Here is a 25,225-nt window from a genome sequence, read left to right on the forward strand (position 1 = left end):
CTTATCATACTTATCAATTTGAAGATTGTATAGTATTTTTTAAGTTACTAAATATTAGCTTTTCATTTTCTTAACTAAACACAAAACAGCGGATACCCATGGATATCCGCTGAATCTATGAATTATTTATATGCTAAAGCATTTCACTAATGGTTTTTGCCTGCATATGAAGTGCCAAATAGTCCGGTCCGCCGGCTTTTGAATCTGTACCAGACATTTTAAATCCTCCGAATGGATGATATCCAACGATCGCTCCTGTACATGTCCGGTTAATATATAGATTTCCTACATGAAACTCCCGTTTTGCCCTTTCGATTAGCAGTCTGTTATTGGTGATGACGGCTCCTGTTAAACCGTATTCAGTGTTATTGGCAATCTTGAGCGCTTCATCAAAGCTTTCAGCCTTTGAAAACCCAACCACAGGGCCGAAAATTTCTTCCTGCATCATTCGTGAATTTGGATCCAAATCTGCGAAGATTGTTGGTTCAATAAAGTAGCCTTTTGAATTGTCGCCTTTTCCGCCGCTTACTAAACGGCCCTCTTCCTTGCCAACTTCAATGTATCCCATAATTTTTTCGAATGACCCCTGATCAATAACAGGTCCCATATACGTATCATGGTTTTCGGGATTTCCGACGATTTTTTGCTCCGTAATCTCTGCTACACGCTCCAGCACCTGATCATATACATCAGCATGAACAACTGCCCTGGAACCTGCAGAACATTTTTGGCCAGAAAAACCGAATGCAGAAGCAAATATGGATTGGGCTGCCAGTTCAATATCACAATCCTTGTCAACAACGACTGTATCCTTTCCGCCCATTTCTGCAATGACACGCTTTAGATGCTGTTGTCCTGGCTGAATTTTTGCTGCACGTTCAAAAATGCGTGTTCCTACTTCACGGGATCCTGTAAAGGTTATAATACTTGTTTTCGGATGATCAACTAAGTAATCTCCAACCTCAGCTCCGCTGCCCGGAACAAAATTCACTACACCTTTTGGCAGGCCTGCCTGTTCCAAAATATCCACAAATAATGCGGCAATAATAGGTGTTGCACTGGCCGGTTTCAGCACAACGGTGTTACCAGTCACGATTGGCGCTACAGTAGTCCCTGCCATGATAGCAAATAAAAAGTTCCAAGGCGGAATGACGACAGTAACCCCTGTTGGCGTGTAAATATATTTATTGCTTTCCCCTTCACGGCTGTTTACTGGTTTTCCGTTTGCAAGTTCAATCATCTGGCGAGCATAATATTCCAGGAAATCTATAGCCTCTGCTGTATCAGCATCTGCTTCATTCCAAGGCTTCCCTGCTTCTTTTACTAATAGAGCAGAGAAAAAATGCTTTTTACGGCGAATCATCGCAGCTGCTCTAAATAGAATATTCGCTCTCTCCTCCGGATTCCAATATCTCCAATCCTCAAAAGCATCAGCCGCTGCTTGAATCGCCATTTCCGCATGGTCTTTGTTTGCTTTTGAAACCGAACCAACCACTTCTTCCTTGTTTGCCGGATTTGAGGAAACAATTTTTTCTTTCGTTGTAATTCTTTCCCCGTTGATGACAAGCGGATACTCCCTGCCCATTATTTCATTCACTTCTGCCAGCGCCTGTTCAAAAGCTTCCTTGTTTGCTTCATTTGTAAAATCAGTAAATGGTTCATGCTTGTAAGGTATTGTCATTTTCATCTATCCCTTCTATTTATCTATTTAATTGCCATCCCTTTAAGAGCAAATGCTATATTAGCCGGACGTTCAGCAAGTCTTCTCATAAAGAATCCATACCAATCACATCCATATGGAACATACACTCGAGTTTTATATCCTTCTTTCACTAGCTCCTGTTGTGTAGTTGTTCTCATTCCATAAAGCATTTGAAATTCAAAAGAGCCCAAGCTGATGTTATGGTCTTTTACAACTCTTTTAGTGTAGTCAATCATCTTATCATCATGTGTAGCAATTGCTGTATAATGCCCATTTAATAGCTGGGTTTTGATGAGCCTTTTATAATTTTCATCCACATCCGTTTTTTCCGGAAAAGCCACATCAGGTGATTCCTGGTAAGCTCCTTTTACCAACCGCAAAAATGGCTGATAGGGAAGTAAATCATTCAAGTCATTTTCCGTCCGGTATAAATAGGCTTGAAGGACCGTGCTAACATATGAGTAGCGTTTTTTAAAATCTTTAAAAATATCAAGCGTTTTTTGACAGCGCTGCTCATCTTCCATATCAATGGTAACCATGATCTTTTGCTTTTCGGCTGCATCCAGGATTCTTGCCAGATTTTCATAAACAAGCTGGGCATCTATGTCTAAACCTAATGATGTAAGCTTCAATGAAACCTGTGAATCCAAGCTTCCGGATGCGATCATTTCAATCGTCCGGATACACTCATCTGTTCGTTCTCTTGCGACAGCTTCATTTGTTACAAACTCGCCTAAATGATCAACCGTAACAGCCAATCCTTGCTCGTTAAGTGTCCGGATGAATGGAACGGAGCTTGGGAAGTCCGTTCCACCAATAATTTTACCGGCAGCAATATTGCCTCCCCATTTTTGGGCAGCACGATTTAGTGCCTTGTTTTTCGATAAATATAAAAAAAAGGATCTGGAACATATATTCATTCATAACACCCCCAATGGTTATAGCAGCTATCCACCACCCAAATTATCTTAATTCAGCAGGCTACTACCAAAGATGCAACCGGATCACATCTTTGTTTTCTATCATAGTTAGTACTCTACATTTCTGAATAGTCTGTAACAATGTATAAAAAAAACAAATATTTCATTGTTTTTTGTGTTAGAAACACAATAGGAAATTTCACTGCAAAAAGCTATACCTTTGGAACCTCCTCACTTAGAAACTAAGACCTTTCTCATTACTAAGCACCTATTTTCGCCGTTATGACAGCTCTATGGGGACCATTCTTCTCCCTCGATTTTCGTCACCATAACCGCCCCATTCCCCATGGCTTACTTCTTCTGTCCTGCCCATTTTACCCATGGACACTCACCTGCCTTATCCCACTTAGAATATACTGTAGGAGTTATTGGGGGTGAAGATGTCATGATTTTATATACAGATAATTCCACCGACCGGTATCAGCTAAAAGAATGGGAACGAAACGCGCTGGAAAAGTTCGAAGTGAAGTTGACGGATAAAGCTAAACCATTCCCTTGCATCCCGGCAACCATCGGATTTTCCAAAAAACAGCTTCGTTATGGATTTGCGGATGACCCAAGGGAACCGGCCTCCATCGAACAAGTGGCTAAAATGCTGAAGGAATTCACCCATCATTCAAGAACATTCGGAAACTACACTTCTCTCATTGTCTTCTACAAAACTCCGAAGGATTTGAGAGATTCCTATAAAGTGGAACAATTTGAACAGATGTTTTGGCAGCACCTCACCAACCTGAGTGAGTTAGACGAAGTTGAATGGCCAAGAAATATCCCCAAAGACCCACATAATCCAATTTGGGAATTTTGCTTTCATGGGGAGCAGTATTTTATGTATTGTGCCACTCCTGCACACGTGAATCGGCAGAGCCGGCATTTTGATTGCTTCATGCTAGCCATCACCCCGAGATGGGTGCTGCAAGAGTTTTCTAAAAAAGAATCTTTTGTCCGCAGGATCAGATCCCAGGTGCGAAAAAGGCTGGAAAAATATGATAGTACCCCGATCCATCCAGACCTAAACAGCTATGGAGCAGATGATAACTTTGAATGGAAGCAATATTTCCTGAGGGACGAAGACACCACTATATCGGAGTGTCCCTTTCACAGGTTTTTGGGAATTGCCAAGAAGACCTGAACATCCCCAAAATAAGTAATATGGAAATAAATAAAGGGAGAACAGAATCCAATTCTGTTCTCCTGCAGCTTAAATAAACAACTGCTCATATACCTCATTCAACTGACGCGCTCTTTCTTCATCCTGCTCCTGTTTGGAATACTCGATTGCTTCCTCAAGCACCTTATTAAGGTAATTGCTTTCTTCCTGTGTTAACTGCCAGGCAAATATTTGATCTGATTTAAACTCATGGGTAGATAGCCTTTTATAAAGCCTTCTGCCTACAGCGTCGTTTTCGGTATGGGCAGATAAAATCTCCCGTAAATAACTCAAGGATTGTTCCATCAGAGTCCTCTCCTTCGGGTTTACTAAAACAGCTATTGGCATGTTATTGGAAAAAAGTCACTTGTCATCATCGACATATGCATCATGTTCAAAAGCCGGCAAGTCCCCAAATGAAGTCATGATTCCTTCTTCATCAAGGGTTTCTTCATATTTATCATGCTGGTCATTCGGGAAAACCGTAATATTCTTTCCATACATATCATTGCCAACAAAATTTTCATAATCTTCTACATAACCCACATTTTCATCATACTCAATGTAGGTGTCATTATAATGCTCGGAAGGGACGGCTAAATCGGATGGCGTTTCCGATGTCCCCCATTTAGCAACCTCCTGCCAGGAATCTTCGGCATCATAAGCGACATTTTCATCCTGTTCATCCATATCGAATTTGCCAAAAGGAGGCATTAATACACCTTCCTCAATGGGACGGTTTGTTGAAATCGTCTGGTCAGGAGAATGCTCCTTGCAATATAGGGTTTCCGGGACTGCTTCAAGTCTCTCCAGAGGAATTTCCTTATTGCAGGCAATGCATTTGCCATAGGTCCCCTTTTCGATGGAAGCGAGTGCTGCTTCAATCTTCTCAAGTTCGTAATCTAAATGCTGATGCAAGGCAATGTCCTTTTCGCGCTCAAACAATTCAGTGCCCTCATCAGCTGGATGGTTATCATAACTTGATAACTCCCCCATTGACTCATGAAAAAAGTCTGATTTTAAATCAAATTCATCATTAGCACCCTGTCTTTTATTTATGTCTTGTTTCATCTTTATTAAGGCTGCACGGAAGTCAGCAATTTGATTTTGATTTAACGGCATTTTATCATTCCTTCTTAAGTGACATTTTCTTACCTTAGTTTTAGCATTTAATGAAAAGAAATGAGGGAGTTTTTGTACCGGTTAAACCATTTTTTGGACTGAGAAATTAGGGTTTCCGGTGATTAAATGACCGGCTTTTCGGGAACTTTAAGAAATTATCCAGCTAATTTACGATTAGACATTTGAACCCATGTAATCTGGGAGCTAATCTTACTGATTAACGACGATAAGTCTTTCTCCTTCGGGGTATGGTAGCTATTCACGCTGATTAACGACGATAAGCCATACAACCTTCTAGGTCTGGGAGCTAATCACGCTGATTAACTACGATAAGCCATACAACCTTCGAGGTTTGGTACTTAATCATGCTGATTAACGACGATAAGTCTTGCTACCTTCTGGGTTTGGTAGCTATTCACGCTGATTAACGACGATAAGTCTTGCTACCTTCTGGGTTTGGGAGCTAATCACGTTGATTAACGACGATAAGCCATACAACCTTCGAGGTTTGGTAGCTAATCATGCTGATTAACGACCATAAGTCTTGCTACCTTCTGGGTTTGGTAGCTAATCACGTTGATTAACGACGATAAGCCATACAACCTTCGAGGTTTGGTAGCTAATCATGCTGATTAACGACCATAAGTCTTGCTCCCTTTGAGGTTTGGTAGCTAACCAGCTATTCAAGCGATTATCGGCAAAAGGGGTTCAGCCCTTAATATAAACAAAACAAGAAGAAACAAGGAACTTTCCTTCGCTTCTTCTTACCTGGCTTGTATTGTATTATTTATTTTTGTTAGTCTTCCCTTTTTTAGGGTTATCTGCCTGAAAGGCAGTTTCGGTTTCATGATCTTTTTGAACTTGTTCAATGCTTGAATTTTGTATTCCCTTCTTCTCCATTCAATTCACCACCTTTTTTGACAAGATTTAATTTACCCGCCACAATAATTCCCATTCAAATCATAACTGGGATTTATTAGTCTTAATGGATATCATCCCTTTTATCAAAGTAAAGGCTTCCATCTTGTTGGACTTCTGCATAAAACACATCACTGACTGATTGGATATTGGCATTCTTAAGCTCTTGATCCAGCCAGCTGTGGTCAAGTTTAAGTTTGGAAAGATTTTCTTTGTTTATTTTTCCATCTGAAATAACTTCTGTTGCCAGTGGAAATATAGTGGTGGTTGCACTAAATCCGCTTATATCACTTTTGGTAGCAGGCTGTTTGTTCACCTTTTTTAGGACAGACAGCTGCCCGTTGGTTTCTAAAATAGCGTAATCGACATCTGTTAGTGAAAAGGCATTTTTCTGCCTTAACATCGCCCGAAGCGAATCAATATCAAGGCGTGAATTTTTAAGAGCACCTTCCATAATTTGTCCATTACGAACCACTATTAGGGGATCGCCCGTTGTAACTTTCCTTCCCCGTTTTGATTTTATATCCGCCATACCCATTAATAGTGTAAAAAAGGTCCAAACGATTAAAGCAATGACTCCATTTCGAATGCTTAAATTTTGATTCACAGCAAGGTTTGCGGTGATGGAACCAATCCCGATGGCGGATGTCCAGTTAAAAAATGTCATTTGGCTTATTTCTTTTCGTCCCATCATTCTTGCTAATAAAAATAGTACTAAAAATGATATGGTTACACGGAGAATAACCTCGATTACAGACATTGTTGATCACCCTTAATTTAATTCACTAGTTTTAGTAAAAATAAAAACGGATTTAGCCCGGCCCTAATGGCCCGGGACTTTTCTTTGGTTGTAAAACTCACTTGTCATCTTAGTGAAAAACCACAAGAGATGAAACTGTTTTAGGATTGGGGGAAACCCAATCCTTCCCCTATCACCATGGCATAATGATAAGAACTACAAAGAGAATGAAAAATAAAGGATCTTCCTTTTATTAATCACTAAAGCTTAGTATTATTCGCTTGCTCCTTATTATTCAACATTGCCTATCTCACTTATACACCCAAATATTAACAAGTATTTGTTTATCTATATTAAGGAAAATTAATTTTATATAAATCCAAGGAGGTGATTTACATGGCACGAAGTGGTGGAAATAACGAATTATTAGTTGATGGCGCTCAGCAAGCTATTGATCAAATGAAAGTCGAAATCGCTCAAGAATTTGGTGTTCAGTTAGGAGCAGAGACAGTTTCTCGCGCAAATGGATCTGTAGGTGGAGAAATTACAAAACGCCTAGTTGCGACTGCTCAATCCCAATTAGCGGGCGGCGGACAATTCCGCTAAAAAACTTAATAAATTGGCTAATTAATAGCTGCCTGCATAAGTAGGCAGCCTTCCGGTATTAACCTTGTTTTATAACCATGACATTATCGAATTTATCTTTTAAACAGGACACATAAATAGAAATTAGGAGTGGTTATGGGCTTTTTAAGCAGCAATCTCAACCCAATTAAAATCTATTTATGTATATATTGATAAAGAAAAAACACCCTTAAAATTGCCAAGGGCATTTGGATATATAGCTTTCATTATTGTTCTACTGAATTTCTTTTTTATTCCTTAATCTAAAAAAAGTCACAGCCCCTGAATAAAATGCATATATTGCTTATACGTTTTTTCCGGGAGGGTTAAAAAGAAAAGATAAACTCCCAAAAGCTAATTTATAAATAACCCAGCCATAATTGAAAAAAATCCCCTTGATAGAAAGGGGATTTTAAATTTGCAAAGCAGATTTCAATTATTTTAAAAGAAGCGGGATTTCCTTCACTCCTCTTACAATCATTCCCGGTCTCCATTCAAGCTGGTCAATGCTGATGTTAAGTTTCATTTCCGGGAATCTTTGGATGATGCTTTGGATGGCGATTTCTCCCTCAAGCCTTGCCAAAGGAGCACCCAGACAAAGATGGATTCCTTTTCCGAATGCAAGATGCGGGCTTTTTTCTTTTGCAATATCAAAGATTTCAGGGTCCTTAAATTGGTTGGAATCATGATTGGCAGAATTTAAAGCAACGATGACTAAATCTCCTCTCCGGATAGCTGCACCTCTGAAATCCAGATCCTCACTCGCCCAGCGGGATGTGCTGAATTCAACTGGCCCGTTGAAGCGGAGTGATTCCTCGATTGCATTATGTATGAGTTGTGGATGATTTTGAAGCAAGACAAGCTGTTCCGGATTTTCAAGGAGAGCGAGAATGCTGTTGCCAATCAGATTTACTGTCGTCTCATGGCCAGCGATGATTAATAGAGTGACGACTCCAAACAGCTCTCGTTCAGTGAGATGATCGCCTTCATTTTCGGCCATTATTAACTGGCTTATCAGATTCTTCCCTGGATTTTGCCGTACTTTTCCAAACCACTCGCTTAGATATTGAACAAATTCATTCATATGCTGAAACATCTCTGCTGCATGCTCGCCATTGGACCCTTCAATTAACGAATTGGACCAAACCCGAAATTTATGACGGTCTTTAGCAGGAACGCCAAGAATCTCGCAAATGACGATAATCGGCAATGGAAAGGCAAAATCGTCAATCAAATTCATCGTTTCCTTATCTGCTGCTTCCTCAAGAAGTTCATTCGTTATCTCATGAATCCTTCCGCGCATTCCAGAAATCATTTGCGGTGTGAAAGATTTTTGAACAAGTCCGCGCAGTCTCTTATGATCTGGCGGGTCCGAAAAAAGCATATTATTCATGAAAACACTCTGGTGCTCCATGCTTCCGCCAAAAAGCTTGGACACATTCTTAATAAACCGATGATCCTTCAACACCTCGACTGCATCTTCATATCTGGTAATAAGCCAGCCTTCCTGTCCATCGGGGAACCTCATTTTAAGGACTGGCTCCGTCTCCCGCAGATTCTTATAGGCCGGATAAGGATTTTTAGTGAATTCATCAGAAAATACTTTAAATTTGGGATTCAACTTTATTCTCCTCTCATTTGCAGGCTGCATTAAAAAATTCAAGTTTAAAGGATCTTTTTAAGGCGAGGGCTCCTATTTTATTACAACACCATTTACTTTTTTAGTCATAAACTTCTCCAGAAGATTTAGCATAAACCGCTTCTTTCTACACATCTTACCCAATTCTGCAGCTGATGTAAGCATTTAAATAAGCCCCCAGTTCCTGGGAGCTTTATCGTTCACTTTTTACTTGGCGGTGTACCGTGAATATACCCTGGTGCAGGCTCGAGTTCAGGTGCCTGTCCTGTTGCCACTGGTTTTGCTTCATACTTAAACTCACTTAAACCGTCCATGGAAGGCCCTGAAGCCCAACGCCCTTGCTCACTTTCTGTTCCCTCAGAACAGCTCATAAAGGTATAGGAGACATCCGATTTTTCATATTGGCGATTGAAGGTGCTTGGTACTACTATGCCTTCCTTTTCCTCTAATTCTGCAATTGCAGCCGCCCATTGATTTTGGTGGTACGAATCACGGGCAATCAGGAAGGAAAGCATGTCCCTTACTCCCGGATCATCCGTCATTTCATATAAACGGACAACCTGCAATCGCCCCTGTGATTCAGCATTCAAGTTGGCTCTGAAATCGGCCAGAAGGTTTCCGCTCGCAATGATATAACGCGCAGTCCAGGGAAAGCCTACAGCATCGTTAGGGCTAGCCCCCAATCCATTTACAATGGCATGCTGCGGATTCATCCCGCCCATTACACTGGCAATGATAGGATCCTTTGCTGCCTGCTCCTGCTCTTCAACAGGTGCCTTATCAAGAAGCTGGGCAATCATTGTGGCCAGCATTTCTACATGGGCCATTTCTTCGGTACCAATGTCCATAAGCATATCACGGTACTTTTGTTCACCCCGGCAGTTCCACCCTTGAAAAAGATATTGCATCATAACGGATATTTCACCAAACTGGCCGCCCAGTACCTCCTGCAGCTTTTTCGCATAAACCGGATCAGGCTTGCTTGGTTTTGATCTATATTGTAATTCTTTCACGTGAAAGAACATAGGTTACACCTCCGTATTTTTTAACAATACGATGTTAGTGTCTCTCCCCTCACGTATCCTATTCTATCCAGATTCATTTTAAATCTGATTAACCGTTTCATCAGTCGTTACAATCGTTACCATGGTCGGAAACTCTTTATGCATTCAATCTCCACTCGGTCAGAAGAAAGGAAAATTTCATTCTCTGCATGCTGGTTAATTTACCTTCCCCAATAGGGATCATCAAACCCTTTTTGGACATCTAAACCATCAGGGCCGGTGCATTGAGAAACTGATTCATCTTTATTCCTTCTCTCCCTTTACCCTCGCAACCCCGAGTGCTAAATGCTCCCATAGAATTTTTTCAACCAGTTTACCCTCTTCTTCCTTACATTCTATGATCAGAATGACCTCTGATTTTTTTCCCTTTAAGGGCCGCTTGTTATTTTTCATTTTTACAATGGCTAAATCGATGACAAAACCCAATAGAAACCCCCCGCCAGCTCCGATCAAGCCCCAATAGATCGGTCCCCATTCCAGGATAAATCCTCTGCTGGCGCCAATGACTGAGAAAATAACCGCAAACAGCATCCCTTTGTTTATCAATGTTGCTCCATCAGATTGATGGAGTGAATCAAAGATCTTTACATCCTCAGTCCGATTATCCAATGGGACTGCAAAAATATCCTTTATCCCGTTTTGTTCAAGCTTTCTTATCGCCAGTTCCAAATATGGGGAATGGTCAAATGTAGCAAAAACTTGCATTTATTCCACCTTAATCCCTTTCTTAATGGTAAAAGAATTTGGGTTATAATATTTCCTTAAGTAACGTTTTTGCTCAGCGTCATACAAATTATTGTTTTCTACGGCATTCATATATGAATCATAGATCGTAAAAAAATAAAAGGATGGCAAATAAAGAAGCCACTGTGGATTTAAAACCTTACTCGATTTTTCAATATCTCCAATTAAGAGATAATGAAACCCTTCAAGAAAATGAGAATAATGGATAACGACAACAGTCATGACAAGTGTAAAAAGAGCGGAAAAGATCCGATGTATATATAATTGCCCGACACTGGGGATGGTCATGGACCAAAGAAAAGCTGCAATAGGCTTCCTTTTATCAAGGTAATTTATTTCAAAGGGTTTTATGGTGATTTTCTCTACAGGAGCAGCGTCCTTCTCGTTCAATAAATAAATGACGTTCATATCCACTGTAGAGCGATAACTGTCCCAAATCGAAAATAAGTAAATAGGGATATAAAGATGAAGGTACTTGACATCCAATACCTCCTTCGCTTTATCAATATCGCCAATAAAAGTATACACCATTGCTGAATTCAGCTTGATTAGCTGATTAATGAAAAGTTCCCAAATCACCAGTGAGAAGCCCCTGAAATACTTATTCAAAAGCAAATGCCCATATCCCGGAAATACAACTGACCACATGGCAACGATATAAGGACTTCGCAGATGGATCTGTGAAGTGCCAAAAATGCTCAAATGTGCAAGCTTATTAGAAGGTTTCTTTATTTTATATGATTGGCCCATCCACTCACCCCAAGAATTGAACATCGATACTGGTAGTTTCTTTTAAAACAGCCCGTTTCATTCAATCTTTCGGTTTCCTCGATTTATTTTCACTGCACTATTGTGTATTTCCCCGCTAATTAGCTTCTCTGGGCAATTGTAAACAAAAGTTGATCTTAAATTTATGTACATTTTGTAAGATTACCATTGTAAAAGGTTAATGAGGCTTCAACTTATCAATGCTTCTAATGATGCTTTTGTAAGTGGTATAATATGCTTTTAAATATATCTCCTGTTTCTCTCCAATCATCAATAATTGCTTCTGGTGACATTTTCGATTGTATGACCATTTTAGCATCCACTTTTTATCTTTATTTTATTATTTTAACCTGCCTCTTTAGTCAATAAATTTAAAGCCCTGATAAATAGCGATAAAAAGTGGAATAGGCGGCATATAGGAGCCAAACAGAACAGGAAATCTTAAAGAATCTTAATCCGGATTCCACTTGCCGCCTCTCTTGCCCAATCAGGCAGCAAGTAAGGACAAAAAGCAAACAAAAAATTCCAAAAAAAATAGCCAGCTTTAAAAAGTGGTTGTTCCCCGTTTCATACTGCACCTCATTTTTTAATGTTGGCTTATAACAAATCATTATTTATCGTTTTTCAATAAATTTTTTAAAATTGATATACCATTTCCAAAAGGTATTTCACCTTAAAGAAAAAGCCGCCAAAAGGGCAGAAGATATTAGTCATACTACTCATCAAGCGGCTCATTCTTTCTCATTTTTTTCACTAATTTGGTTAAGAAGTAAGCAGTGTAGGTAACCCCTACATCGATAAGAAACAAATAAAATTGATTCATCCCTTTATTAAATTCAAGCACGCCTATAAGTGCTTCGATGGTTGCAAATCCAAAGGCAAACAATGCACTTAAAAGTAAAGTATAAACGAGGAAGTTTTTCTTATGATTTAAGCAGTATTGATAAAGGAGCAAGAACCCAACCGGAAGTGCGGATGCTGTCATATTGAGGGCATGGGGAAAAATTGGTGCAAAAAAGTATGTGTGGACAAAAAAACTATACCTTTGCAAAACAATATCAATGTAGGCCCATAACATATGTACGGTATATCCAAAGAAAAACAACTCAAAAATTCTTCTGCGGTCTACTGTAAAATAAAGCAGAATGAGCGGGAGAACCAGCAGGGATACCACTAACCAGAACTGCCACGTTCCCATATTGGAATAATCATGCCAGTAGGAAGTGATTAATGAATTCATATCCTTATTCTGTTGGAAGATCTGATCCCAGTATTCTTTGTAACTCATACAATGACCTCCTAAAATGCTCATAATTAAGAAATTCTCCAGTAGGCAACTCGCAGCTTATATAAAAATGATCATTCCGTTATTATGCATAATCGTAGTTCTTTACTCTCGCCTCTTGCAGCATTTTCCTAAATTGATCCCCTTTTTGAATGCCTAAGATCCTTTGGCCATAATCCAGAAAAGCTTTCAGCTCTCCCTCTGAAAAATGGCTTAAACTAAAGGGAAATTGCTCCATATCCCGTACGGCATCCATAATTTGATTGAGTACTTGTTTTCCCTTTACAGTAATAGTAACCTGCTTATATCTGCGCTTATCTTTATTAACGGTTAATTGGATAAAGCCCTTTTCCTGAAGTGGCTTTAATAATCGCGTAACTGTTGAGATATGCCAGCATCCTAGTTCACTTAACTGTGTTGGACTAAGCACACTTTCATTCGTTGCCAGCAAAAATAAAATATGCTGCTGAGCGGTTGAAAGATTGAACCTCTTCTCCAGCTCCGACCACTTCTTTTCCATGCAAAAATACAGGGCCCTAATGACAAGAACAGTTTGTTGCTTCAGCAAAATATCCATCATTCACATCCTCACTTGCAAATACAATTGTAATTACAAGTATTTTTTGACTTTCGAAAAAAAATATGCATAAAAAATAGAGGCGGAAATTATCAGCCTCTGAATCAGTTAATCAGCTCAGAATTTTCTTTTTATTGGCAAATGTCATTTTGTTATAATGTCCGCTCGCTGCTCCAGCGTGATCTGTTGGCGGAGAACCGTTATAGTTCGATCTATTTGTTCATGCCAAACCAAATCTTCAGCTATAGGTTTCCATCCATTTTTGTAAAAGATAAAGAGATTCTTCTGCTTAATTCGGCCACCGGATTTAATAGGTCCGGATCCTGATGACCTGTAAAACCAAGACCTTGTCCTGCTTTTATCCATACGTCATCAAAGCCTTTATCATTAAGCAAATTGTTTGTGTTGCTGCCAGGAGTTGAGTTAACATCCCGTCATTGATCACAAGCAATTTAATATTCGCTGGTCCGTCAAGGATTTCCATTGCCTGATTATTCCTTACTTCAGAATAGGAGGCTCTAAATAGGTGTTAATCACACGAAAGACTCGCCCGTCCATACTTTAGCATACCTAATTTATTCTAGTTACTTAATATCTTTCTTTCATTGGTTGGCTGAACAGGTCGATGATTTTCTTGGAAAATATTACGAAAAGTTTCTATCTGTTGATTAGACATTTGAATTGGTTCTTGCAATACAATCCAAGTAACACCCTCTGTACATGGAGGAGTTGTCAGGGACCCATTATAGCGAAATAACTGTTTATCTTTAGGGAGAACTTTCATTAAATCAATTGTCTCTTCAAGAGTAACCTCTCCGGATTTGTTTTTTGGTGCATTAGACCATATAGTTTCCAATTCGTTATTACTATCTCCTGCCTTTATTATTACCCCAAGAACTGCTAGCCGGCCATTTTTGTTTTTATGTACTAAATGTAATTCCATATCAAAATTTCCCCCATCAAATTGATGTTCGCTTGGTGTATGGAAGTGAAACTGTTCTAACTTATACTCTATTTTATCCAAAATGATCGAGTTCTGGTCTTTAATTGAATTTGCCTGAATGGTATGCCCATTATTTACGAGTGTAAACATAGCAGGAGAATACTTAATTTCTAATAATGTTTTGCTATTATTTTTTGATAATTCTTCATTCTTAACGTTTATTGGAGATTGTTCTTTGCCTTGTTTACAAGCTAAGTTTGCAGAATCTAATTCACCCCAGTGTTTAGGACCTGTCTCCCCTTCGTAGGACCAATCATTTGTCTGTGTTTCAACAGATAAATGGTCTCTTTCATTCTCTGTTTCAATCTGCTGTTCAGGTATAGATGTTTTTTGTTCACTTTCTGAACAGCCAATTAAAAAAATTAGCAGCGATAAAAATAAAAAAGAAAAGAAAATAGTGTTCTTCACCATATTAACCTCCTAAATTTTAGTATTTTCCTTGGGTTTATACCCATCCTATTAACATTTATTCCTATTAATGTAAACCGACACAAAATAGACAAATTTAAATATGTTCCTTAATGAGAGTAATGTAGCTCAAGAAGACTACAGGTGTAATTTACCTCTATAATTACGCAAACAGTTTAGGAATGGATTATTCAGGGAGAATGCTATTATAATTATGAAAGCTTAATTTTAAAAAAAGGATGTTTCAATTGGATTGGAAACCTGACAGAAAATCTAAAACACCCATTTATAAACAGCTGGCCATGTATATCGAGAACGGGATTGCTGATGGGACTTTTCCCCCTGACAAACTGCTTCCCTCTGAAAGAGGATTGGCAAAGCAGTTTGATATAAATAGAAGCACGGTTGTTGCTGCCTATGATGAACTGGAGTCCAATGGGATCATTAATCGAAATAGAGGCAGCGGAACAACGATTAGTAAAGATATTTGGGGGATGGCTAAGAAAAGAATTCCAAGCTGGAACAGGTACATTGAAGCGGGTTCATTTTTGCCCAATATGCCTGTAACCCAAAGGATCCATAAAGAACTGGCAGAGACAAAGCTGATTAATTTAGCCAGTGGGGAATTGTCTCAGGACCTTTTTCCGATGGCTTCACTAAGGGAGATCACTTCGAACAGATCCTTTATCGGGACTTTGGGATATGACCATCCCCAAGGGAATGAAATTCTTAGAGAAACCCTTGCTGCCCATGTTAAAAAATGTAGAGAAATTGAGACGAATGCATCATCAATCTTGATTACATCCGGTGCACAGCAGGCCTTGCATCTTGTTGTTCAATGCCTGTTAAAACCTGGAGATGCAGTTGCGATTGAGGACCCTTCCTATCACTACAGCCTTCCGATCTTTAAATCAGCAGGAATAAAAACCTGTTATTTAAAAGTAGATAAGGATGGACTAAACCCAAACGATATTACTGCACTATATAAAAAGCACCGAATAAAAATGATCTTTTTAAATCCTATTTTTCAGAATCCTACAGGTACTTTATTGCCTGAAGAACAGCGCAGAAAAATTCTTAAATTGTCTTCTGAGTATGGAATTCCTGTGGTGGAAGATGACCCTTACAGCTTAACACCTTTTACCGGGAAAAGAATGAGGACCCTTAAATCAATGGATGTAAACGGAAATGTCTTATATATTAGCTCACTCACAAAAATCATCGCTTCAGGGCTGAGAATTGGTTGGATTATTGGTCCAAAATCCGTGATTGAAAGATTATCAGATGCAAAGCAGCAGGTCGATTTTGGACACGGCAGTTATTCTCAGTGGATCGCCAATGATTTTTTAGAATCCAAGAACTTTGAATCACATATTACTAGCTTAGTTAAGCAATTAGAAGAACGAAGGGACCAAATCGTTAAAAGTCTTCAGATCCTTCTAAAAGATCAAGTTGAATTTACCATTCCTCAAGGAGGAATACATATTTGGTGCAGGATCAAAAAAGAGCACAGTGAAATTCAATTGCTCGAAGAATCTATAAAGAGAGGAGTCATCTACGTTCCCGGGGCAACAATGGGATCTGAGAAAGGATTTGTCCGGTTTACTTATGCCAGGGAAAAAGAAGAAAACATACATGAAGGAATAAAACGGTTTGCTGATGCCCTTGCATCTATAAAAAATTAAGAACTCTCTATCTATTTACAAGGAAAAAGACAGCCCATAAAAGACTGTCTTTTTCCATTTTCCTATTACACTAACTCCCGTGCACTGCCAAAAAACTATTTTGCAGGCTCTCGGACATCAAGCTATACGCAATTACTTTTTTCTTATTCAGTTTGACAACTTCAATGCGGTCGTTGTAACTGTATATCCATAGCCTGACATCTTTATTTCGGCTCTTAACATCAATAACGATTGGTGTTCGACTATTCACTGGATGTGAAAAATTTTGCTCGTTCCCCGGATGTATATAATGTTTTTTAATAAATATCGCTTCGTTGAAGTAATTGATAATACTCAGTTTTTCCTCACCTTCCAATCTCATGCCAGAGATGGTTATCGTAACATCTTTCTCATTTAGCTTGGAATGAGTTTCAAATATACCGATAAGCCAATTAACTGTGCCAGTTGGCAGACAGGTCAAAAGTATTTTTAATAAACTTACGAGTATGATTGGAACCAAAACAGCCCATGTCATATTTCATCATCTCCGTTACACCCTGCAATATAGGCTAGACTCAGGGGCTTTTTATTTACTAAGCCCGCCAAATGTAGATTCCAAGTGAAGCTAATGCTATAAATAAAATCACCACATATATTAAAGTTAAATTTGTTGTATTCCTTTTTGTCGAACTTCCATAGTTTTCATCGGCCTTCTCTGTTAGCAGCAAAGTCGAAACCACGGCAAAAATTAAAATTAAAAGAACCAATCCAAGCATTAATTCCATGCTGCACCTCTTCATTATTATGATTAATTTTACAAAAAAAGCTATAAATAAATTTTTAAAGCTTTTTTATAAATAAATCATAACGCACATGAATCGATAAATAACCATCCACTTTGGCATAAAATTGCCCATCCACTTCTTTCTTCTAACTTCCAAGCAGTGTAACCGGGTCTTATATTCACCCGATTCTCTTCTTTGTAGAAGACTAAATTTTATTTATTTTGCAATTAACCTCTTAAGTATAAGTATGACACAAACCATCGTTTGTAATGAGGGCTTAAGGACTAATATCAATTAATGATCCTGTAAAATGTCCACCGTAAGGGGCATAAGTGATAAGTGTTATAAATAAGCTGTCAATTAAAGCAACAACCTATTTAAATCTATGAGAAAAAGCCTCTCAGACTAGCTAGAGGCTTTAATTAATAAATTTTATTAATTTTTCTATATCACGTTTGTTAAACCATTAAACCCTAATAATGTCAGAACGATAGCCACAATGGTTAATAGGAATAGCGGCATAAATATTATTGATATCTACGTCTTCGTTAATTATTAAGCAAATAGAATAGGTGCCGGATCAATAGGAAATAAAAGCACCTATTGACCAGCTCCTATTATTTTTTTATTTTAAAGTAATTTGAATATTTGATGAGCCTCTATTTTTGCTGGAAACAGAAATTCCAGACCCACCCTTCTCTTGAATAATTTCTAAAACCACTTTCCTTTTTACACCTGCCGCGTCAATACTGTACACTTTCTCAGAACCAGGTGCAAGAGTATCTTCGTTTTTAGGCTTATTATTGAAAAAAACAGGCAAGGATTCTTGAGTCTCTGAATCTTTATCGTAGGCTTTTAGCTTAAATATCCGGCTTTTTTCTTCGCTGCTATTGATTATTTTTACAAGTAAATTTTCTTTGCCGTTTTTAGCAGGAATGCTACAGCGCGAGACTTTCCTTTTTGCCATCTAATCTCCTCCTTCTCTTCTTATTAATCTTCTTTTCTGAGGGAATTAATAGCATCAAGGATTGCTTGACGATTGCTGTTTCCATCTTGCTGCATTAAATTTAGTGTATTTTTCAAGCTGGAAATCAATGAGTCTTCATAATTAGCATCTTGCTTCCCCCTTAATGCTTCAAGAAGTGCAAGTTGTGACATAGCTATTGCTAAAAAGGAAGCATTGTTATCACAATAACCTACCATTATATTATGCCCGGTTCGTGCAATAATGTTATTGTTTTCAAAACTATTATTTGCTTCTGCCTCTGCCTCTGCTTCCGCTTCCGCCTCCGCTTCTGCCTCTGCTTCCGCCTCCGCTTCTGCTTCTGCTTCCGCTTCTGCCTCCGCTTCTGCCTCTGCTTCTGCTTCCGCTTCTGCCTCCGCTTCTGCCTCTGCTTCCGCTTCCGCTTCTGCCTCTGCTTCCGCTTCTGCTTCCGCTTCTGCCTCTGCTTCTGCCTCTGCTTCTGCTTCCGCCTCTGCCTCTGCTTCCGCTTCTGCCTCTGCTTCCGCTTCTGCCTCCGCTTCTGCTTCCGCCTCTGCTTCCGCTTCTGCTTCTGCCTCTGCTTCCGCTTCCGCCTCTGCTTCCGCTTCCGCCTCTGCTTCCGCTTCCGCCTCCGCTTCCGCTTCTGCCTCTGCTTCTGCTTCTGCTTCCGCTTCTGCCTCTGCTTCTGCTTCTGCCTCTGCCTCCGCTTCTGCTTCTGCCTCTGCTTCTGCCTCTGCTTCTGCCTCTGCTTCTGCTTCCGCCTCTGCTTCCGCTTCTGCCTCTGCTTCCGCTTCCGCCTCTGCTTCCGCCTCTGCTTCTGCCTCCGCCTCTGCTTCCGCTTCCGCCTCTGCTTCCGCTTCTGCCTCCGCTTCTGCCTCTGCTTCTGCCTCCGCCTCTGCTTCCGCTTCCGCCTCCGCTTCTGCCTCTGCTTCCGCTTCTGCCTCTGCTTCCGCTTCTGCCTCTGCTTCTGCCTCCGCCTCTGCTTCCGCTTCCGCCTCTGCTTCTGCTTCTGCTTCTGCCTCTGCTTCCGCTTCTGCTTCTGCCTCTGCTTCCGCTTCTGCTTCCGCTTCTGCTTCCGCTTCTGCTTCTGCTTCTGCTTCCGCTTCTGCTTCCGCTTCTGCTTCCGCTTCTGCCTCTGCTTCTGCCTCTGCTTCTGCCTCTGCTTCTGCTTCTGCCTCTGCTTCCGCTTCCGCCTCCGCTTCTGCCTCTGCTTCTGCCTCCGCCTCTGCTTCCGCTTCCGCCTCCGCTTCTGCCTCTGCTTCCGCTTCTGCCTCTGCTTCCGCTTCTGCCTCTGCTTCTGCTTCCGCTTCTGCTTCTGCTTCCGCCTCTGCTTCTGCTTCCGCGCTTCTGCCTCTGCTTCCGCTTCTGCCTCTGCTTCCGCTTCTGCCTCTGCTTCTGCCTCCGCCTCTGCTTCCGCTTCCGCCTCTGCTTCTGCTTCCGCTTCTGCCTCTGCTTCCGCTTCTGCCTCTGCTTCTGCCTCCGCCTCTGCTTCCGCTTCCGCCTCTGCTTCTGCTTCTGCTTCTGCTTCTGCCTCTGCTTCCGCTTCTGCTTCTGCCTCTGCTTCCGCTTCTGCTTCCGCCTCTGCTTCTGCTTCTGCTTCTGCTTCCGCTTCTGCTTCCGCTTCTGCTTCTGCTTCTGCTTCTGCTTCCGCTTCTGCTTCCGCTTCTGCCTCTGCTTCCGCTTCTGCCTCTGCCTCCGCTTCTGCCTCTGCTTCCGCTTCTGCGTCAGCCTCTGCTTCTGCCTCTGCCTCTGCTTCCGCTTCTGCCTCTGCTTCTGCTTCTGCTTCCGCTTCTGCTTCCGCTTCCGCTTCCGCCTCTGCTTCCGCTTCTGCCTCTGCTTCCGCTTCTGCGTCAGCCTCTGCTTCCGCTTCTGCTTCTGCCTCTGCCTCTGCTTCTGCCTCTGCCTCCGCTTCTGCCTCTGCTTCTGCTTCTGCCTCCGCTTCTGCCTCCGCTTCTGCTTCTGCTTCCGCCTCTGCCTTCGCTTCCGCTTCCGCTTCCGCCTCTGCTTCCGCTTCTGCCTCTGCTTCCGCTTCTGCGTCAGCCTCTGCTTCTGCTTCTGCTTCTGCCTCTGCCTCTGCTTCTGCCTCTGCCTCCGCTTCTGCCTCTGCTTCTGCCTCTGCCTCTGCCTCCGCTTCTGCCTCTGCTCCTGCCTCTGCTTCTCCCTCTGCTTCTGCATCAGCCTCTGCTTCTGCCTCTGCCTCTGCTTCTGCCTCTGCTTCTGCCTCTGCCTCTGCTTCTGCCTCTGCTTCTGCTTCTGCCTCTGCTTCTGCCTCCGCTTCTGCCTCCGCTTCTGCTTCCGCTTCTGCTTCCGCTTCTGCTTCCGCAGTGGCTTCCGCTATTGCCGTGGCTTGAACTTCTGTATCTGCTTCTGCTTCCACTTCAGCTTCTATCATGGTGTAGCCTAATTCATATAATCTCTCAAGATATTCATTCCTTAGACTTTGAAAATCTGTAGTTGATAAGTCATTATTATTCTCAAGCGCCTCTAAATTAGCTAGCAACTTTTGAATTTTCTTCAATTTACTTTTTTTCTTTTGCCAACCCATTACTTCCTCCTTTCTGATTATAAGAATGCTCCTGGCCTGTATGGTTCTAGGATTAATAAAACATATACTATTGGAGTGAAGGAACTTAATTAATAATCAAGCTTTTTAATAGATTTCCATTATCCTTCTGTTGTTGGGACTTGCTCTTCTTCTGATGACTCTTCTTCTGTATCTGTATCTGTTTCTGCATCTGTTATTTGATTTTGTAACTTTTCCACTTTAGACTGCAGCTTTTCCCTGGCTTGTTCATTTTCTTCTGTGTTTTCTAGCTGGTTTAATACATCAAGCAAGGTTTCCATTTTAGCTCTTTTTCTGCTTAACCTTTTCTCGCGCAATATAATTCCCCCCTTTTTTTAAGCTACTTTATTATAGTTTTAATGACTTTGTTTGTTGTGGGACATTTCCTCAGTTATTGGCGGATTTTTTATAGTACTTGTATAAAAAATTTCTATTTAGAGTACAAAAGTCTACAGGAAACATATTATTTAATATCCTAAAAACATTTTCATGGCGAATGCACATAAAAATAGTCCAAGGTCTAACCCGACATTTATAAAAATTGTTGTTCTAACTTTTCAATATCATGTCATATCTTTTGATTTTGGCGGATTAATAACTTAATTACATTTCCTCCTTACATAAAAAAATAGCCTCAACTCTTTATAGGAGTTGAGGCTTGCACGAATAGCTATTCATTTAAACAAGATATTTGTCTTCAAGTGGTGGATCCATACTTTCATCTAAATTTATTTGTTAAGGGCGCTGGTCATTTTATTTGTGGTGTTTAACCAAACTATAGTATCTAGGCAGCAGCAAATTGCCTATTCTCTAAAATGAAATACTCTAGGTAAGGGAGCTATTTTTCATTTCAGCCCTGCTGAAGAAACACAAGCCAATAGCAATCCAGAAAGCTATATTCCAAATAGCCATAAAATCAAGATACTGCCTATTCCTTCATTATAATGGAGTCAATCGTTTTATAAGCTACAAAAAACGTTGCCAATGAATAGGCAGCTTCCCTAATCCCAAATAGGAAAATGGAACTTGTAAAAATAATAAAATTAAACAACAAAATGCATTGTCCAATCGTAAAGGGAGATTTTTCACTAAATAAAATCGCTAAAACCTCTGTTCCATCTAAACATGCACCAAAACGGATGATCATGCCGACCCCACATCCTAAAATAAGTCCTCCAAAGAGAATGACCAGAATTGGGTTATTCGTCAATTCTTCGAAGGGCGCCAATATGTAAGTGCCTCCTGCCAATATGGAACTGGCATAAAGACTTAATATCAGGAACCTGGAGCCAAAGCAGAAGTAACCTACTATTAAAAACGGTATATTAAATAATAACAGCAGCGCGCCAACATCCACATGGATAATATGGGAGAGCATAATGCTTAAGCCAACAATGCCGCCGTCAATGACATAATTTTTCACCAGGAACAATTGCAATGCGACTGCTACAAGATTGGCTCCGCAAAATATAAAAAAGCCATTTTTAAATAAAGAATCCTTCCGAAAATGGTTTTGATTCACATAGTAATGTGCCCTTCTTCTATACACATGACATCTCCTTTTGTTCAGACAATGCCTCTTATGTATTGAATTATATTCTTGGAAAATCATAAAATGCACCACGTTTTCTGCAGAATTTCCAAGGAAGTCTATGAGGATGTAAAAAAACCTATTTTATAAAAATAAAAAGATAGAAAAACATCATGTCACAGTGTAAAATTAGTTCAGTAAGAAATCCAAACATAGGCATCCATTTTGAAATGTAGGAGGAAACGAAAAACTTACCTAAATCAATTACCATTTCCAGCCGCTAAATATCTTAAATTTTCAGAAAACTAAATATAAGAGGTCGATGAAATTGACAATGGATGTTAGAGAGTTAACCACAAAAGAACCTACTATTTTTCATCATGTTGGAAATAAAATTATAACAGAAGATAGAGATATTCACATAATTGCCAGATTAGAAGAACCATTGGTCGTAATATTAGGAAATGTTTTAAGCGTTGAAGAATGTGACGAGCTGATTCGATTATCAAAAGATCGAATGCAGCGTTCGAAAATAGGAAACATACGTGAAATAGATGATCTTAGAACAAGCAGTAGTACGTTTTTCCAAGAAGGCGAAAATGACGTTGTTGCAAGAATTGAAAAAAGAATTTCTTACATCATGAACATACCTGTTGAACATGGTGAAGGCCTGCAAATTCTAAATTATAAAATTGGGCAAGAGTATAAAGCTCATTTTGATTTCTTTTCATCAACCAGCAAAGCAGCAAGCAATCCAAGAATAAGCACACTTGTCATGTACTTAAATGATGTAGAACAAGGCGGAGAAACGTATTTTCCTAAACTTAATTTTTCCGTCTCTCCCCAAAAGGGGATGGCGGTGTACTTTGAATATTTCTATAATGATCAAACTTTAAACGACTTAACCTTACATGGTGGAGCACCCGTTGTAATAGGAGATAAATGGGCTGCAACACAATGGATGAGAAGGAAAAGAATTTAGAGTATATTCAACAAAAAAACACTTGGGTGAGCGCACCCAAGTGTTTTTTATAATTTTTTAAAACCACAATCTCTTATGATAATCATAATCAGAGGTATCGAAATTCTCTTCCCCTTCTGTTTTGGGGGTCCACTCTTCACAAGGTTCTTCTGATTGGTCATGATCAACTTGTTCCATTAAAAGTTCCATTGGTTTGCAACCCCTTTCCTATCTCTTACCTCTATTATAATGTAAGCGTTTACATTTGTCTTGTAACATTTATTGGAAACAGACTTTGCTAGAAATAATGAAAGAGGATATCTGAAACCCAGATACCCTCCTTTAAATCAGTTTCTGTTCAGCATCTTAAAGACCTGCTCCACGTCCTTGTCGCCTCGTCCTGATAGATTGACAATGATCGCATCCTCTTTTGATAATTCTTTTGCCAATTTCAGTGCATAGGCCATTGCATGGGAGCTTTCAAGCGCCGGAATAATTCCTTCTGTTTTTGATAACAGCTGAAAGGCTTCGAGAGCTTCCTGGCCTGTTGCTGTCACGTATTCCGCCCGGCCGCTCACTTTTAAATGGCTGTGCTCCGGTCCGATCCCAGGGTAATCAAGCCCTGCTGCGATTGAATAAGTTGGTTTTGGCTGCCCTTCTTCATCTAGCAAAGTTAAGCATTTGAATCCATGGATGACCGCCGGAACCCCTTCAGACAGGGTTGGAGCTTCTTTTGGTTCAACACCGATCAGACGTACTTCCTTTTCATCCAAGTAATGTGCAAAGGCACCAATTGCGTTGCTTCCGCCGCCTGTGCAAGCGATGACTGCTGCCGGCAGCTTCCCTTCCTGCTCCAGAATTTGGCGTTTTGACTCTTCACTAATCACTGACTGGAAGTGTTTCACCATCGTTGGGAATGGATGAGGACCAACCGCAGAACCCAGCAAATAAAACGTATTTTTATAGTTTTGGACCAAGTCTCCTAATGCTTCGTCAACTGCATCCTTCAGGCGGCCCTGCCCTTTTTCCACTGGAACGACTTTAGCACCCAGCAATTCCATTCTGAATACATTGAGAGCCTGGCGTTCCGTATCCAATTTCCCCATATAAATGATACATTCCATCCCAAACATGGCACATGCAGTTGCTGTAGCGACGCCATGCTGGCCCGCTCCGGTTTCGGCAATGATCCGTTTGGCTCCCATCCTCTTCGCCAGCAGAATTTGTCCGATCGCGTTATTAATCTTATGGGCGCCTGTATGGTTTAAATCTTCCCGTTTTAAATAGATCTTGGCTCCGCCAATTTGCCTTGTAAGATTCTCGGCAAAAGTCAATGGATTTTCCCGGCCAATATATTGCTTCAGATAGTAGGAAAATTCCTTTTTGAACTCTGGATCATCCTTATATTTTAAAAATTGAGCATCTAAATGGTCCATGACCTCCTGTAGATCTTCGGGAATAAAGCTTCCTCCAAACTCGCCAAAGTAACCTTTTGTTTCTTCGCTCACACTCGTCATTCTCAGCTCATCTCCTTCTCAACTTTCGAACTATTATACTCTATTAATTGAAATATTCCAATAATTTAATATGGAAATCTACCAGCCAAAGTACGTTCTCGGCAAATTCGTCACTTCATGTGCAACCCTGATCCCGGATTGGACGGCGCCTTCAACCCAGGCGGGAGCAGTGGAAGTATGTTCTCCAGCAAAATGGACTCTTCCTTCAGGAGCACGGATATCGGGAAACAGCTCTGTTTCCTGATGAGGCTTAAACATTGAGAAAGCACCGCCAGAAAACGGGTATTGGGACCAGCTATGGAAAGCACCTGTTAAGAAATGCTCATAAACCTGCTTTCCATGGACAGTTGCCATGTTATCCAGTGCATTCCGAATCCGGTCTCCTTCCTCTATAGGACAATGTATCATCTTGTCCAAATTAAATTCAAAAATAAAAGCCTTTTCCCGGATGGAAAAAGGCTTTGTACTATTTGTTTACACATCACTAAGTACAAGGAAA

The 25,225-nt window shown here is 40.4% G+C and carries 26 protein-coding genes and 1 pseudogene; 4 read left to right on the plus strand and 23 right to left on the minus strand.

Annotated elements, in window-relative coordinates; genetic code table 11:
- Positions 1–133 precede the first annotated feature (133 nt).
- Entirely contained in the window at positions 134–1,681 is a 1,548-nt protein-coding gene (gene pruA, locus DFO73_RS03980; protein WP_110063560.1) for an L-glutamate gamma-semialdehyde dehydrogenase, read from the minus strand.
- Between the two features lie 23 nt (positions 1,682–1,704).
- Positions 1,705–2,622 carry a proline dehydrogenase family protein gene (locus DFO73_RS03985; RefSeq protein WP_110063448.1) on the minus strand — a complete coding sequence of 306 codons (918 nt, stop codon included), beginning with the start codon at positions 2,620–2,622 and terminating at the stop codon, positions 1,705–1,707.
- Positions 2,623–3,067: 445 nt separating this feature from the next.
- Here DFO73_RS03985 and DFO73_RS03990 point away from each other — a divergent pair, with 445 nt between their 5' ends.
- Positions 3,068–3,814, plus strand: a complete 747-nt coding sequence (locus tag DFO73_RS03990) for a YqcI/YcgG family protein (protein ID WP_110063449.1) — start codon at positions 3,068–3,070, stop codon at positions 3,812–3,814.
- Positions 3,815–3,883: 69 nt separating this feature from the next.
- Here the strand turns inward: DFO73_RS03990 and DFO73_RS03995 are convergent, their stop codons facing one another.
- From DFO73_RS03995 to DFO73_RS04010, 4 genes are all read right to left on the minus strand, one after another.
- Positions 3,884–4,138, minus strand: coding sequence for a sporulation protein (locus DFO73_RS03995; protein ID WP_110063450.1), 255 nt, complete (start codon positions 4,136–4,138; stop codon positions 3,884–3,886).
- 57 nt (positions 4,139–4,195) lie between these two features.
- Complete coding sequence (locus tag DFO73_RS04000; RefSeq protein WP_110063451.1) at positions 4,196–4,954, minus strand: TraR/DksA C4-type zinc finger protein; 759 nt, start codon at positions 4,952–4,954, stop codon at positions 4,196–4,198.
- 783 nt (positions 4,955–5,737) lie between these two features.
- Complete coding sequence (locus tag DFO73_RS04005; RefSeq protein ID WP_110063452.1) at positions 5,738–5,854, minus strand: biofilm-forming protein; 117 nt, start codon at positions 5,852–5,854, stop codon at positions 5,738–5,740.
- Positions 5,855–5,936: 82 nt separating this feature from the next.
- Positions 5,937–6,632, minus strand: a complete 696-nt coding sequence (locus DFO73_RS04010) for a YetF domain-containing protein (protein ID WP_110063453.1) — start codon at positions 6,630–6,632, stop codon at positions 5,937–5,939.
- 375 nt (positions 6,633–7,007) lie between these two features.
- Here DFO73_RS04010 and DFO73_RS04015 point away from each other — a divergent pair, with 375 nt between their 5' ends.
- A complete protein-coding gene (locus tag DFO73_RS04015; protein ID WP_110063454.1) occupies positions 7,008–7,217 on the plus strand; it encodes an alpha/beta-type small acid-soluble spore protein in 210 nt (69 codons plus the stop codon).
- Between the two features lie 454 nt (positions 7,218–7,671).
- Here the strand turns inward: DFO73_RS04015 and DFO73_RS04020 are convergent, their stop codons facing one another.
- The 7 genes from DFO73_RS04020 to DFO73_RS04055 form a co-directional block, all read right to left on the minus strand.
- Positions 7,672–8,862, minus strand: coding sequence for a cytochrome P450 family protein (locus DFO73_RS04020; protein ID WP_375137301.1), 1,191 nt, complete (start codon positions 8,860–8,862; stop codon positions 7,672–7,674).
- A gap of 212 nt (positions 8,863–9,074) precedes the next feature.
- Positions 9,075–9,899 carry a manganese catalase family protein gene (locus DFO73_RS04025; protein WP_110063455.1) on the minus strand — a complete coding sequence of 275 codons (825 nt, stop codon included), beginning with the start codon at positions 9,897–9,899 and terminating at the stop codon, positions 9,075–9,077.
- Positions 9,900–10,181: 282 nt separating this feature from the next.
- Positions 10,182–10,643 (minus strand): hypothetical protein, encoded by a 462-nt coding sequence (locus DFO73_RS04030; RefSeq protein WP_110063456.1) that lies wholly within the window; start codon positions 10,641–10,643, stop codon positions 10,182–10,184.
- Positions 10,644–11,432 carry a hypothetical protein gene (locus DFO73_RS04035; protein WP_110063457.1) on the minus strand — a complete coding sequence of 263 codons (789 nt, stop codon included), beginning with the start codon at positions 11,430–11,432 and terminating at the stop codon, positions 10,644–10,646.
- Positions 11,433–12,165: 733 nt separating this feature from the next.
- A complete protein-coding gene (locus tag DFO73_RS04040) occupies positions 12,166–12,738 on the minus strand; it encodes a hypothetical protein (protein WP_110063458.1) in 573 nt (190 codons plus the stop codon).
- 82 nt (positions 12,739–12,820) lie between these two features.
- The gene (locus tag DFO73_RS04045; protein WP_258309209.1) at positions 12,821–13,315 is read right to left on the minus strand and encodes a MarR family winged helix-turn-helix transcriptional regulator; all 495 of its coding nucleotides are present in this window, start codon (positions 13,313–13,315) and stop codon (positions 12,821–12,823) included.
- Positions 13,316–13,892: 577 nt separating this feature from the next.
- Entirely contained in the window at positions 13,893–14,726 is an 834-nt protein-coding gene (locus DFO73_RS04055) for a carbonic anhydrase (protein ID WP_110063460.1), read from the minus strand.
- A 245-nt stretch (positions 14,727–14,971) separates the two neighbouring features.
- On the opposite strand from DFO73_RS04055, the gene pdxR reads away from it, so the two are divergent.
- Entirely contained in the window at positions 14,972–16,408 is a 1,437-nt protein-coding gene (pdxR, locus tag DFO73_RS04060; RefSeq protein WP_110063461.1) for a MocR-like pyridoxine biosynthesis transcription factor PdxR, read from the plus strand.
- 70 nt (positions 16,409–16,478) lie between these two features.
- Here pdxR and DFO73_RS04065 read toward each other — a convergent pair whose 3' ends face one another.
- From DFO73_RS04065 to DFO73_RS04090, 7 genes are all read right to left on the minus strand, one after another.
- Positions 16,479–16,922 (minus strand): YfmQ family protein, encoded by a 444-nt coding sequence (locus DFO73_RS04065; protein ID WP_110063462.1) that lies wholly within the window; start codon positions 16,920–16,922, stop codon positions 16,479–16,481.
- Between the two features lie 58 nt (positions 16,923–16,980).
- Entirely contained in the window at positions 16,981–17,172 is a 192-nt protein-coding gene (locus tag DFO73_RS04070) for a hypothetical protein (protein ID WP_110063463.1), read from the minus strand.
- A gap of 625 nt (positions 17,173–17,797) precedes the next feature.
- Positions 17,798–18,139 (minus strand): hypothetical protein, encoded by a 342-nt coding sequence (locus DFO73_RS04075; RefSeq protein WP_110063464.1) that lies wholly within the window; start codon positions 18,137–18,139, stop codon positions 17,798–17,800.
- A gap of 23 nt (positions 18,140–18,162) precedes the next feature.
- Entirely contained in the window at positions 18,163–18,375 is a 213-nt protein-coding gene (locus DFO73_RS28450; protein WP_181395908.1) for a hypothetical protein, read from the minus strand.
- A complete protein-coding gene (locus DFO73_RS28455) occupies positions 18,375–20,699 on the minus strand; it encodes a hypothetical protein (protein WP_181395909.1) in 2,325 nt (774 codons plus the stop codon). The genes DFO73_RS28450 and DFO73_RS28455 overlap by 1 nt, the downstream gene beginning before the upstream one ends.
- Before the next feature lie 119 nt (positions 20,700–20,818).
- Positions 20,819–21,034: a hypothetical protein gene (locus DFO73_RS04085; RefSeq protein ID WP_110063465.1), complete on the minus strand. Its 216-nt coding sequence runs from the start codon at positions 21,032–21,034 to the stop codon at positions 20,819–20,821.
- A 611-nt stretch (positions 21,035–21,645) separates the two neighbouring features.
- A complete protein-coding gene (locus tag DFO73_RS04090; protein WP_110063466.1) occupies positions 21,646–22,266 on the minus strand; it encodes a YitT family protein in 621 nt (206 codons plus the stop codon).
- A gap of 316 nt (positions 22,267–22,582) precedes the next feature.
- Between DFO73_RS04090 and DFO73_RS04095 the strand changes: the two genes are divergently transcribed.
- Positions 22,583–23,230, plus strand: coding sequence for a 2OG-Fe(II) oxygenase (locus DFO73_RS04095; protein WP_110063562.1), 648 nt, complete (start codon positions 22,583–22,585; stop codon positions 23,228–23,230).
- Between the two features lie 57 nt (positions 23,231–23,287).
- Here DFO73_RS04095 and DFO73_RS29155 read toward each other — a convergent pair whose 3' ends face one another.
- From DFO73_RS29155 to DFO73_RS04105, 3 genes and pseudogenes are all read right to left on the minus strand, one after another.
- Positions 23,288–23,419: a hypothetical protein gene (locus tag DFO73_RS29155; protein ID WP_258309212.1), complete on the minus strand. Its 132-nt coding sequence runs from the start codon at positions 23,417–23,419 to the stop codon at positions 23,288–23,290.
- Positions 23,420–23,556: 137 nt separating this feature from the next.
- Positions 23,557–24,726 (minus strand): tryptophan synthase subunit beta, encoded by a 1,170-nt coding sequence (gene trpB / locus DFO73_RS04100; RefSeq protein WP_110063467.1) that lies wholly within the window; start codon positions 24,724–24,726, stop codon positions 23,557–23,559.
- 78 nt (positions 24,727–24,804) lie between these two features.
- Positions 24,805–25,107, minus strand: a pseudogene (locus tag DFO73_RS04105) (flavin monoamine oxidase family protein); the annotation flags it as partial.
- Between the last annotated feature and the right edge of the window lie 118 nt (positions 25,108–25,225).

The sequence above is a fragment of the Cytobacillus oceanisediminis genome (genome assembly GCF_003182355.1).
Lineage (GTDB): Bacteria > Bacillota > Bacilli > Bacillales > Cytobacillaceae > Cytobacillus > Cytobacillus oceanisediminis_A.